Source organism: Chloroflexota bacterium, from assembly GCA_014360905.1.
GTDB lineage: Bacteria > Chloroflexota > Anaerolineae > UBA2200 > UBA2200 > JACIWX01.
Window position 1 is genome coordinate 85,391 of the sequence record JACIWW010000004.1, and the last position, 12,553, is coordinate 97,943.

General features: G+C 53.1%; 12 protein-coding genes. 10 read left to right on the forward strand and 2 right to left on the reverse strand.

All coding sequences use genetic code 11. The annotated features are described in order from the left end of the window. Positions 1-135 precede the first annotated feature (135 nt). The 6 genes from H5T67_02940 (at position 136) to H5T67_02965 (ending at position 5,342) form a co-directional block, all read left to right on the forward strand. Positions 136-1,362, forward strand: a complete 1,227-nt coding sequence (locus H5T67_02940) for an alcohol dehydrogenase catalytic domain-containing protein (protein ID MBC7244276.1) — start codon at positions 136-138, stop codon at positions 1,360-1,362. 60 nt (positions 1,363-1,422) lie between these two features. Further along, entirely contained in the window at positions 1,423-1,860 is a 438-nt protein-coding gene (locus H5T67_02945) for an SCP2 sterol-binding domain-containing protein (protein MBC7244277.1), read from the forward strand. A gap of 54 nt (positions 1,861-1,914) precedes the next feature. Continuing rightward, positions 1,915-2,778 (forward strand): 3-oxoacyl-ACP reductase FabG, encoded by an 864-nt coding sequence (locus H5T67_02950; GenBank protein ID MBC7244278.1) that lies wholly within the window; start codon positions 1,915-1,917, stop codon positions 2,776-2,778. A gap of 39 nt (positions 2,779-2,817) precedes the next feature. Next, positions 2,818-3,279 (forward strand): hypothetical protein, encoded by a 462-nt coding sequence (locus H5T67_02955; GenBank protein ID MBC7244279.1) that lies wholly within the window; start codon positions 2,818-2,820, stop codon positions 3,277-3,279. A 503-nt stretch (positions 3,280-3,782) separates the two neighbouring features. Further along, the gene (locus H5T67_02960) at positions 3,783-4,118 is read left to right on the forward strand and encodes a hypothetical protein (GenBank protein ID MBC7244280.1); all 336 of its coding nucleotides are present in this window, start codon (positions 3,783-3,785) and stop codon (positions 4,116-4,118) included. Positions 4,119-4,394: 276 nt separating this feature from the next. After that, positions 4,395-5,342, forward strand: coding sequence for a DegV family protein (locus H5T67_02965; protein MBC7244281.1), 948 nt, complete (start codon positions 4,395-4,397; stop codon positions 5,340-5,342). Here H5T67_02965 and H5T67_02970 read toward each other — a convergent pair. Then, complete coding sequence (locus H5T67_02970; protein MBC7244282.1) at positions 5,247-7,190, reverse strand: ABC transporter ATP-binding protein; 1,944 nt, start codon at positions 7,188-7,190, stop codon at positions 5,247-5,249. The two genes, H5T67_02965 and H5T67_02970, sit on opposite strands and share 96 nt — an antisense overlap. A gap of 12 nt (positions 7,191-7,202) precedes the next feature. Then, complete coding sequence (locus tag H5T67_02975) at positions 7,203-8,957, reverse strand: ABC transporter ATP-binding protein (protein ID MBC7244283.1); 1,755 nt, start codon at positions 8,955-8,957, stop codon at positions 7,203-7,205. A gap of 266 nt (positions 8,958-9,223) precedes the next feature. On the opposite strand from H5T67_02975, the gene H5T67_02980 reads away from it, so the two are divergent. The 4 genes from H5T67_02980 (at position 9,224) to H5T67_02995 (ending at position 12,498) form a co-directional block, all read left to right on the forward strand. Next, entirely contained in the window at positions 9,224-9,436 is a 213-nt protein-coding gene (locus H5T67_02980) for a hypothetical protein (GenBank protein MBC7244284.1), read from the forward strand. A gap of 118 nt (positions 9,437-9,554) precedes the next feature. After that, a complete protein-coding gene (gene lsrF / locus H5T67_02985; GenBank protein ID MBC7244285.1) occupies positions 9,555-10,349 on the forward strand; it encodes a 3-hydroxy-5-phosphonooxypentane-2,4-dione thiolase in 795 nt (264 codons plus the stop codon). A gap of 39 nt (positions 10,350-10,388) precedes the next feature. Then, on the forward strand, positions 10,389-11,414 hold the full coding sequence (locus H5T67_02990; protein ID MBC7244286.1) for an alcohol dehydrogenase catalytic domain-containing protein: 1,026 nt from the start codon (positions 10,389-10,391) through the stop codon (positions 11,412-11,414). A 115-nt stretch (positions 11,415-11,529) separates the two neighbouring features. Beyond that, positions 11,530-12,498 carry a membrane dipeptidase gene (locus H5T67_02995; GenBank protein ID MBC7244287.1) on the forward strand — a complete coding sequence of 323 codons (969 nt, stop codon included), beginning with the start codon at positions 11,530-11,532 and terminating at the stop codon, positions 12,496-12,498. Positions 12,499-12,553: the final 55 nt, after the last annotated feature.

Genomic DNA, 12,553 nt, shown 5'->3' on the forward strand with positions numbered 1-12,553 from the left:
AATTACCAACTTGCTGCTCCACTTTGACTCCAAAAGAAAGCCGTGTTACACTTCAGACCAAGACAACTGCTTCATCCGTGATAGGCCATTAGTTAGCCGGCCCGATGTGAATTATGCGGAAGGGAGAGACCGAAAATGAAAGCAGTGATGTTTCAGTTTAGCATTCCCCGTTATTTGCTCACCTTGGCCCTTGGCCCGCTCATCTCTTCAGCCTACTATAGCCCTCTCTCCTGTGTACAACTTGTCGAAGTGCCCGAACCGCGCCTGCTGAACGACCACTGGGTCAAAATCAAGACTCGATATGGCGGCATCTGCGGCTCAGATATCAATCTAGTGCAATTGTGCGATAGCCCTTCTTCTTCCCCCTATTCCTCCTTGCCTTTTATTTTTGGGCACGAGAATATGGGCGTGGTTGCTGAAGTGGGGACAGCTGTGGAGAACCTGGCTGTTGGTCAACGCGTCATTGCGGATCCTTTGCTGCCTTGCCCCACTCGTGACCTTGAGGAGTGGTGCGCCCATTGTCAGCAAGGAGAATGGCCCCGCTGTGAGAATTTCCGCATGGGCACGCCAGGTGTGGGGTTCCAGTTAGGCAATAACATCAAGGTGGGCGGGAGCTGGGCTCCGTATTACCTGGCTCATCCCTTCCAACTCTTCCCTGTGCCAGACAATGTTTCAGATGAGAATGCGATCCTGGTAGATGCTTTTGCTTCTGCACTGCACGCGGTGATGCGCAATCGACCGGTAGACCAGGAGATAGCCCTGGTTATAGGCGCAGGGATGATGGGATTGGGAGTGGTAGCCGCATTGCGTGTCACAGGGTTCAAAGGCTCGCTTCTGGTGGTAGCCAAGTATCCTTTCCAGGCTGAATTGGCCCGACACTATGGCGCGGATGAGATCATTGACAGCCGCTGCGATGTCTATGCGGTTATGGCCGAGCGGACCGGTGGCACGTTACACAAACCAGTGCTGGGCAAGCGCGTCATGATGGGCGGTGGGGCACATGTGGTCTATGAATGTGTCGGGATGGATGAGACCCTCGATGATGCCTTGCGCCTGGCTCGTCCCGGCGGCAAAGTAGCGCTGATTGGCTTGATTGGAGCAACCCAAAAAGTGGATTGGACCTTTGCCTGGCTAAAGGAGTTGACTGTGGCCGGCACACTGTGTTCCAGCACCGAAGAATACGCCAATGAGCGCAAGCGGTGCTATCAACTCATCCTGGATTGGATGTCCAAAGGCCAATTGGACCTGACTCCATTGCTCACCCATCGCTTCCGCTTGGAAGAATACAAAAAGGCACTAGCGATGTCCTTTCACAAGAGTCAACATGGCATGGTGAAAGCAGTGTTTGAGTTCGTGGGTTAGCAACTGATCCTCTCGCGAGCAGTTCGTATAGGAGGGTATCTTGTCAAGGAGGAGCGAAAAATGAAACTAGGCAGTCCAGAATATCTCGAAGAGGTCAAGAGACGCAGCAATGCCGATGCAACCTATTGCCAGATGATCAAGAACGATTACGAGTCCTATACCCTGGTGCTACAAGCCGAACCTAACAAGGGGGTCCAGGACACTCTGAGCATTGGCTTCCAGGTAGATCACGGACAGATTTCTGACATCTGGGTGGGGGAACGCCAGACTGATTTTATCCTGAGTGGGCCTTATGGTGTATGGGTGGACATTTTGCGAGGTGCATTGAATCCCAACAAAGCGCTGACGATGCGCAAGCTTAAGATCAAAGGGAATATCCTGCAATTGCTGCGGGGGGCTGATTCTACCATCCGCTGGGTGGAAATTCTGCAGACTATTCCAACAGAGTTCGAAGGCGCATACGCTCAATATAACTTTTCAGGACGAGCTACTGTATAGTTGCAATTCGTTGCACGCTGCAGCATTGTTTTTGCAGAGTGATAGGAGGATTCGATGGAAATTAACCTAACCGGCAAAGTAGCGATTGTGACAGGTGGCGCTTCTGGCATTGGGCGCGGGATCGCCGAGATGTTTGCCCGGCTCGGAGCAGCAGTGGTCATAGCCGATCTTGACTTGTCTGCAGCCAACGATGTGGCTAACGCACTGCAAGCGACTGGCCTTCGCGCTATGGCTGTGGAAGTAGATGTACAGAATGCCAGCCAGGTGGAAAACATGCTGGATCAGACTATAGAGCATTTTGGCCAGGTGGATATTCTGGTCAACTCAGCCGGAGTAGGTTCGGAATCGCCGATCATCGAAATGCTAGAAGAAGAATGGGATTGGGTGCTAGGCGTCAACCTAAAAGGCACCTTCCTCTGCACCCGCGCAGTGGCCAAATGGTGGATAGAACACAAACACCCAGGAAAAATCATTAACCTGTCCTCTATCAATGAGACGGTGCCATTGGCTGGTGAAGCGCACTATTGCGCCTCTAAAGGCGGGGTCATGATGTTCACCCGCGCTGCTGCTCTGGAGTTGGCACCATATGGCATCCACGTCAATGCCCTGGCGCCGGGCATGATCGAAACTGCGCTGACCGAGGAAATTACTCTTATCCCCGAACTACGTCATGCGCATCTCAAACAAATCCCCTTTGGACGCTATGGACAGCCCGAGGACGTGGCCAAAGCGGCGGCTTTTCTGGCTTCGGAGTGGTCGGATTGGGTGACCGGCCATAGCCTGTTCGTGGACGGTGGGATGCATCTTATCGGTGAGGAAAGCTACTTGTGGGCTATCGAGCGTGCTATGATGCACCATGATCGTATCCCGAAGGTGCCTATGTGCTGGCCCCCTGGGGCATTGGGAGATAAAGCCTAAAACGTGGGAGTAAAACGTAAGGGGAGAAGGGAACAGAACATGGCGGGGGCACGTACAAAGTGCGTGGGTGAAGATAAAGGATTCAAGGTAGTAGCATGGCTATTGGCATTGACGGCGTTGTTGACCGTCGTTTTTTGGGTTGTCTTTTTCGCTGACTATGCTGCACAGGATGAATCATACTTCGCCCAGCAATGCGGCGCATGGCTGCTCTGGGAGCGTTCGTTCCCTGCTGCTGACCTCTGGATGGCCTCTGCCTGCCTTGTCGGGGCGGTTGGACTGTGGAAACGTCGGCCGTGGGGATTGCTTTTTGCCCTGCTGAGCGGCAGTGCACTCATCTTCCTGGGATTGATGGACGCCTTGTTCTTCTTACAGAATGGACTGTACTGGCCGGTCAACGCTGATGTGATGATTGAAGCAGTTATTCACTTGTGGGCGCTGACTTTCGGGCCATTCGTTATTGCCTATACGTGGCGGCGACGCCAGCAGTTGCTGGCTGAGTAGTATAGCCTGTCCCACAGTTACCGCCTGGATGACTCGGGCAAGAGTCTGCTGCGCACTTCGTATCGCAACTGAGGATGAGTACACGGCCCTTCCGTATTATTCCTTAACGCGGGCTACTGGTACTGGATGACCGACACGGTCGTTGTGCTACCCCCATCACCACAATACGATGTCCACCTTGACCATGAGGAGCTACCCATAACACGAGGGCAGAGGGGACTTGTACGCACCCTCTGCCCCTTGGCACATTGGGAAGCAAAGTGCTTATAATTCACATGGGGAGCCTAGATAATAACAAATGCGCGGAGATGAATGTATGGGATCTACAAACGGAATGAACCTCATTGTGTTGAAATGCCCACAGTGTGGCGCAAGTCTCCCACCAGGAGCGGCAGACTACACGGTCTGTCAGTATTGCGGCTCAAGCCTTGTCTGTGGAAGCCGAGGCAGCGAAGGTGGTGCGCCCTCCTATGGGCATCCGCGAAGCGCTGTAGGGACTCGTAGTGCCGCGTTACTGCGCTCAAGCGCAGAACCTGCAGATTCTGAGCTACGAACCACCGCCCGATTTCCCTCGGCTGGCCAAGTCCGAAGCCGCCATCAGCGGTGGCTCGGCGGAAAGTAGCAAGTTGCGCATTCGTTACAATTGGCGGGGACAGCAGTTCGACGAGGACATCTACGGCATGGTGGAGATCTTCCGCGCCCCGCTGACCACGATGTTCGGCGCGGCTGAGATTATTGTCTGGTTTGTGGATGCGCTTTTCTCCTTCCGCACTGCAGATGAGGAACTTTCCCTTAAACTTGTTCATTTGACACTCCTTTTAAGCGTAAAAGCGCACTGACAAGGACTGAAGACACTTGGGGAAAAAGCAAGGGCATGGTAAAATGGAGGTGGCGGTGCTATGGACAGTCAAGGGGTCTATGCTCGATGCTACTGATATAATGATACCACAGAAATAGGGAGAGGGCAAATCAGCGAGATTCATGACAGATTGTTGGCTCAGAACAAACGCAGTGTACTGTGCATGAGTAGTCTGGATCCCGTCTTGATCGGGCTCGTGCAATAAGAAACCGTATCTTACGCAATTATCTAACCGCACTCGTAGAAAGGGGATAGGATGAAAACGACTTTGCTCATAGACAGCACGACGACCATACCCCAGAGCGTTATAGACGAATATGGAGTTCCGATGATTCCTGTGCCTATCCAGGTTGCAGGCAGGGAATATCGCGACGGAGTTGACCTTACCCTGGAAAGATTCTGTGATCTGTTGGAAACCTCGAAAGATCGTCCCACCACGGCCGTACCTGGCTTGGGAGAATTCGTCTCCTTTTACGAACAACTGTTGCAAAGATACAAAAACATTGTGTATCCTGCTCCCAGCCCCAGGCTCACTGGTATCTTCAATGCTGCAGTCCAGTCGGCAAGGAGCATCGAGGGAGCCAAAATTGTGGCAGTAGACCCTCCTGAGGAATGGGGCACCGAATTATACGTGGTTCATTCTGACGATCCCCAACTGCGGGAGCGACTGTCCAAGGTCAGCAAGGAAGATGCTCCAGTGATCGCTGTCGTGAACACCGGCTACGTCTCAGGCGCTGCGGGTTTGATTGCAATGGAAGCACTCAAAGCCATTCAGGAGGGACTTGAGCTGGACGAAGTGGTCTATAGGATGGCTGCAGTCAAACCCCAAACGGGCATTTACTTTATCCTCACAACCCTGGACTATGTGGTAGATCGCGTGGGACATTTGCGCGCGTTGATCGGCACCTTGCTCAAAATAAAACCGGTATTGGCCATCAGGCAGGGCATGGTTGAGGAAGAAATCAAGGTCAGAGGCGAAGGCAAGGCGAAAAGAGCGCTGATTGAATTGCTGAAACAACGCGTAGGCGATAGAGAAGTAGATGTGTATGTGCTACATTCGCTGGCGCAGGCAGAAGCAGAAGATCTCTTGGAACAAGTAAAGAGCGAACTAAACGTCAGAAATTGGTGGCTTGGTGGTATCGGTTGTGCGGTCAGCCGATACACTGGCCGGGGCGGACTGGGGATTGCTTTCATCGCAAGGTAGGTTGCTCTGGACATCCATGACGGGCTGTTCCGTAGATTCCCCGAGGAGCCTTGCCTGCTCAATGTATTCCAGCGATTGATGCCGGAAGTAGGTATTGTACAGTTCCGCATAGTGGCCACCTGCGGCCAACAATGACACGTGGTTGCCTTCTTCGATGATCTGGCCATCGCGCAGCACGATGATGCGATCTGCGTGGCGCACAGTGGAGAGACGATGGGCAATTACGATAGCCGTCCGATCACGCATCACTTCCTTCAATCCTTCCTGAATCTGTGCCTCGGTGAATGGATCCACGCTCGCTGTGGCTTCATCGAGGATGAGTATGGCTGGATCCTTGAGCAGCACGCGGGCCAGGGCGACCAGTTGCCGTTGCCCCATAGATAGGTTAGCGCCTCGCTCACCGACATCCGTATCCAGACCAGAGGTTAGGTCGTTGATCCACTCCCCGTTGCCGATGCGCATAGCGGCTTCTTGTACCTCTTCGTCGCTTGCTTCTGGGCAGCCATAGCGGATATTGTCGCGCACTGTGCCGGAGAAGAGGAAGGGCTCCTGTGGCACCAGCCCAATGTGACGGCGGTACTGGCTGAGGTCCAGTCGGCGGATATCTCGTCCATCAATGAGCAGATCTCCTCCTTGAAACTCGTAAAAACGCGCGACCAAGCGTGCCAGGCTCGATTTGCCTGCACCCGTGTGTCCCACAAACGCCACGGTTTCTTTGGGCTGAATGAGCAGCGAGAGATCTGGTAGCACAAGATCATCGCGGTGATAGGCAAAGCGCAAGTGCCGAAATTCTATCCGACCTTCCAACTCTGGCACTGGCTCGGCGGCTTCCTGCACCACGTTCGGTTCCGCATCAATCAAGGCGAAAACTCGCTCTGCTGCGGATAGCCCATCCTGGAACTGGCTCCAAAAGGAGGAGATGTTCATGATGGGCCACCAGAAGAAACCTATAGTTTGCATGAAAAGCACCCAATTGCCGGGGCTGACGGCACCTGCGCGGGCGGCCAATCCCCCTGCGTAAACCAATATGGCTGTGCCAATCCCTGACGCGATGCCCATAATGGGAAAGATAGTGTTGAGGGTCAAGCCACGCCGCAGTCCAACCTGGAAAGCCTGTCGGTTCTTGGCTGAGAAGGCGTCGTACATTGCTTGCTCCTGCCGGAAGCTTTTGGCAATCATGATGCCACTGATGCTTTCTTGGATTTCGGCGTTGATCTTGGCCGTGACTTGTTTTGCGTGTAGGGTCACGCGCCGTGCCACACGACGGAAACTGAGAGCGATGGCAGCAGCAACGGGCGTCATGAGCAATAACAGGAGAGTCAGTCTTGGCTCAATCCGCAGCAACCAGATGGATAACAGTACAACCAGCAATACCTGGCTGAGCAGGTCTATGCTCAAGGTGACCACGGTAGAAAAATCCTGCGTATCCGACGTGATACGACTGACGATCTTGCCTGATGAATGCTCATCGAAGAAGGAGAGGTCATGCCTGACCGTGGCATTGAACACATCCTCGCGCAATTTGAGCACCACATCCCCCACGACGCGCGCGGAAAACCACTGGCGGATGTAGTTGAACACCCAAGCCGATAATCCTAGCAGCAACACGCCTCCAGCAAGGAGCCAGATGACCTGCATGGAAGGACGCTTCATCAGACCGTCAATGGCACGTGAGATGAGGATTGGCCCGCCAGTTGTGGCCACAGAGTTCAACGTCAGCGTGATGGCCACCAATGTCATCTTGCGCGCATGGGGTCGAAAATAGCGAATGATGCGCTGGAGCAACTCTCGGTCGCTATAAGTGCGGTCGTAAGCCTCGGTGTCGAGTCCGTCTAAGATAAAACCCATCTCTTCTCCTGCTCAATCGTAACGCGCAAAAATGCGGCGGTATGTTTCGCAGCGTGCCATCAGCTCTTCGTGCGTGCCTTGATCTACCAATTCGCCGCGGCGCAAGACCAGAATATGATCGGCCCAGCGTATCTGGCTCAGTCGGTGGGTAATTAGGAATGTAGTCCGCTGGCGGCTGATGCGCCGCATAGCGCGTTGAATGAGATCCTCTGTAGCGCTATCAATCGCGCTAGTGCTATCATCCAGGATCAGAATGCGCGGGTTGGTGAGAAAGGCACGAGCAATTGCAATGCGTTGGCGTTGTCCACCAGAGAGATTCACGCCACGTTCACCCAGTTCGGTGTCGTAGCCATTGGGTAGATGGGTGATGAACTCATCTGCCTGTGCCTCGTGAACTGCTCGTTCAATTTCCTCTTGCGTGGCGTCGGCACGCCCAAAGGCAATGTTGTCGCGGATACTACGCGAGAAGAGGAAGACGTCCTGTTCGATGGCCGAAATCTGCGAACGCAGCGACTCCAGGCTCCAATCCCGCACATCCACGCCATCCACCAACACCCGGCCGCAGGTGACATCGAAAATGCGGTTGATAAGCCTGGTGAGAGTGGTTTTTCCGGAGCCTGTTTCTCCCACAATAGCGACTGTCTCCCCTGGATAGGCGGTGAAGTTGATGTTCTTCAGCACAGGCTGACCGTTGTAACTGAAACTGACGTTTTCGAACGTGACCTCGCCACGAATGGGTCGAGCAACGCCCGCTTTGTTCTCATCCAGATTCGTTTCCGTATTGATGAGTTCAAGGATGCGCTCCGCCGAAGCGATCCCGAGCTGTACCAAGTTGAAGGTGAAGATGGAAGTGAAAGTGACAAAACGCAGCGCACCCATCAAGCCCATGAAGGATACAACCTGACCCAGAGTGATCACATTTCCGCGCCAAAGCGACAGAGAATCCAATAGCGCTGCCGCCCAGGCGATGCTGAAGACCAGCATGGGCAGATAGCGAGCTTCGATCTCCCCTTCTTTGACAAAGTAATCGCGGTAGAGGCGGGCATCGCGTGTGAACTTGGCCCATTCGTGCCGCTCCTGGACATTCGCTTTGACCACTTCGATGCCCGCGATGGCTTCCGTGAGCCCAGCGTTCATCACGCCGAATTGCTCCCGCAAGGCCATGCTAACCGGTTTGAGGCGGCGGTTATAATCTGCCACAGTGATTACCAGGAAGAAGAGGAAGACAAACGGAACGAGCAGCAGCCGCGGATTAAGGCGGGCAATTAGGACGATAGGCAAAACCGTGCCGAGCATCGAATCCATAATCAGCATCACACCCGGGCTGAACATCAAATTGAGCATATGCACATCGTTAGTGGCACGGGCCATGATGTCCCCAACGCGCTGTCGCCCGTGAAAGGTCTGGCTCTTGCCCAGCAAACTGATGTAGAGTTCTTCGCGCGCATCGCGTTCGATGTACTGCGCTAGGAATTCCATAGAATAGTTGCGCAATAGACCGGTCAGCCCTTGTCCAATGGCGGATCCAACAATGCTCAGTGCCACGCCAAGCAATGCCATAGTGCTCCAACCGGTCGTCGTGATCACATCAAAGGCTCGCCCGACAAAGACCTGGATATAACTGTAGAACGCGTTGTTAAGGACCGCAGCCAATAACCCAAACACCGGCAGGTGTAGATAGCGTAGCACGTGCGCCACAATCCAGCGTACTGGCCCCGAACGGGGATAACGGTATTCATTTGCAACGGTGAATTCCCGCTTCTCCAATACTTACCCCAGGTTGAGATGTCCAGGTGACAAAGCCAGAAATAAATTGTACTGCGAACCAGAGTATAGGCAAATTTATTTTGCGCTTGCGCAGCGTTTATCTCATGCTTGTTACCTGTTCAGCAATGTGGATAGCATTCTACAATCGAAGCAATCTATCAAATTCGCACACGGAGAGCTTTTTGCAGAAATGGGCTTAATGGGATAAATTGAGTTCCAGATAAAGGGCTATTGCGTGGGTCAGAGATAGCAACTAGGAGGAAAAGATGCCTATTGAAGGATATATTGAATACAAGCCGCGGGAATACTGTAAGGATGTGCAATGCCCGGTGCAATTAGCGCTGGATGCACAGGCACCCAGCTCAGAAGAGACCGAGCGTATCCGGAAAACATGCCGCATGGATTGCAAACACACCACATGGGAATTTCACCACTGGCTGATAGAGAAGGGGTATTTGATCGTTCGCCCTGAAAGGTAAAGTTTGACAGATTTAGGATTATGGCGTATCTTGGCAGTGCTCGCCAGGCGCGGCACCGTTCTATTCATAAGCATACGCACCAAGTTGGAACCATTCGATCAGGTAGGAGGGAATTGAGATGGACTGGGGAATGAAAAATCGTCTCTCGCAATTGATCCAACCAGATGGACACTGTTTTTTCTTGCCGATAGACCATGGCTATTTCCAAGGGCCAACTCGCAAACTGGAAAAACCGGGCGAAACGGTTAAGCCACTTCTGCCGTATTGCGATGCTCTCTTCGTTACCAGAGGTGTGTTACGCGCATGTATAGATCCTGCCAACAGCAAGCCCATTATCTTGCGCGTATCCGGTGGTACAAGCATGGTCGGGAAGGACCTGGCTCATGAAGGGGTCACCACTTCGGTACGTGAGGCTATCCGTCTGAATGTGGCTGCAGTGGGGGTGTCCATATTCATCGGTAGCGACTATGAACATGAGACGCTCATGAACCTGGCAAATCTCGTCAATGAATGCGAGGATTACGGCATCCCCGTTATGGCAGTTACGGCGGTAGGCAAAGAATTGGAAAAGCGCGAAGCGCGCTATCTCGCTTTGTGTTGCCGCATCGCAGCCGAATTGGGCGCCCGTGTGGTCAAAACCTACTGGTGCGAGGATTTCGACAAAGTGGTGAATGGTTGCCCTGTTCCGGTGGTCATGGCTGGCGGCCCAAAATGTGAAACAGAGCTCGAGGTATTCGAGTTTGTCTATGATGGCATGCAGAAAGGGGCCATAGGGATCAACCTAGGCCGTAACGTTTGGCAGAATGACCATCCAGTTGCTATGGCCAGGGCCTTGCGTGCCATTATCCACGAAAACGCTACGGCTAAGGAAGCTCACGACCTGTTCAATGACATTAAGTCTGGCAAGCAATAGACCCTCACATAAAGAGGTATGGTGTATAGCGAGGATACCATGCGTGTAGCTGTGTATTACAATAACCAAGATGTGCGCCTGGAAGAAATGCCTACGCCTCAGATTGGCCCAGGCGAGGTATTGGTCAAAGTGATCGCCAGCGGAATCTGCGGCAGCGATGTGATGGAATGGTATCGCATCAAAAAGGCCCCCAGAGTGTTGGGACACGAGATCACGGGCGAGATCGTTCAAGTTGGGGAGGGGGTGAAAAACTACCAAGTCGGCGATAGGGTTTTTGTCTCCCACCATGTCCCCTGTAACACCTGTCGTTACTGTCTGAGCGGCTATCACACAGTTTGTGAAACGCTGCATACTACCAATTACGATCCAGGCGGCTTTGCTGAATATATCCGTGTTCCGCCGCTCCAAGTTGAGCGAGGTATTTACTTGTTGCCCGATGAGGTATCGTTTGAAGACGGTGTGTTCATTGAACCGCTAGCCTGCGTGGTGCGTGCCCAAAGGATGGCCCGTCTTCAGGTGGGACAAACTGTGCTCATCCTCGGCAGTGGCATGTCGGGACTGCTGCATGTAGCGCTGGCACGTGCATCTGGAGCAACAAGAATCATTGCCACGGATGTGAATGACTACCGCCTTCATGCGGCACAACGTTTTGGGGCTGATGTTGTCATGCATGCCACTGAGGATGTATCTGCCCGTTTACGTCAAGTCAATGACGGTAGGCTGGCAGACCTAGTGATTATCTGCACCGGAGCTTACGCTGCCTTCATACAGGCATTGCAGTCTGTAGAACGTGGTGGAACAGTGCTGTTCTTTGCTCCCACAGAGCCTGGTGTTACTGTTCCCGTCCCGGTCAACGATTTTTGGCGCAATGGCATTACGCTAATGCCCTCTTACGGCGCTGCACCATTTGACCTTGCTTTGGCCCTGGAGTTGATTCGCGCACGCCGGGTGCCCGTGCGAGATATGATTACCCATCGCCTCAGTCTGGCTGAAACAGGGCTGGGTTTCCGACTTGTCGTCGAAGCCAGAGAATCGCTCAAGGTGATTATTGAGCCTCAAAGGTAACACACCAGGAAGAATTAACGACTGATTAAGATGACCAATGGAGGAACCTAGCACTTGTGGACCCCCCATCAACCAAGCTAAACGCTCTTTGTACTGGAGGTTATGATTGGATGCCATGACTTTGCATCACGATAGCATCATTTTCGATGGGCATTGCGATACATTGCTCGAGGTCTTGGCGGGAAAACGCAAATTGAACGAACGTTCCACAAAGGGTCATATTGACCTGCCTCGCTTGCGTGAAGGTGGAGTAACCGCTCAAGTTTTTGCTCTCTTCATCGAAGACCAGTACCTGCCAGCGAGGGCAGCCGTGCAGACCTTGCGTTTGTTGGATGCGCTTTATAGTGAACTTGAGATCAATGCCGATTCGCTTCTGTTGGCCACGAAAGCAGAGCACATTGAGCAGGCGAAGAAAACGGGCAAGGTGGCTGCGGTGGTGGGCATCGAGGGTGCAGAGTCTCTTGAAGGGGACCTACATCTGCTGCGCATGTTCTACCGTCTGGGAGTACGTTTGCTCACAATAGCCTGGAGCCGTCGCAACGAGGCTGCGGATGGCGTTCAGGAAGCGCGTACGGGCGGCGGCCTGACCAACTTTGGCTTGAAACTAGTCGAAGAATGCAATCGCTTGGGTATCATGGTTGATGTCTCACACCTTTCTCCCGCTGGGGTCAGAGATGTTTTGGAAGCAAGTTCTCAGCCAGTTATTGCCTCGCATAGCAATGCCTATGCCCTGTGCCCACATCCCCGCAACCTGACTGATCAGCAATTGGTTGCTTTGGCAGAGAAGGGCGGTATGGTCGGGGTCACCTTTGTGCCCTCTTTTATCGCAGAAGACCGAAAAGAGGCTAGTTTGGAAAAGTTGCTCGATCACATCGATCACATTGTCCAGGTTGCTGGCATTGACCATGTGGGCTTGGGCTCTGACTTCGATGGGTTCAGTCCACCTCCGCCCCTTGGCCTGGAGGATGTAACCTGTTTACCTGGTATCACGACTGGTTTGCTCCGCAGAGGATATGCGGAAAATGAAGCGCGCAAAATACTGGGAGGTAATTTCCTGCGCGTATTTCGCCAAGTAGCAGGATAACCATAGAGGATACAGGCTTTTTCGTTCGTAATTCAGTTGCGCTATAATGTGTCAT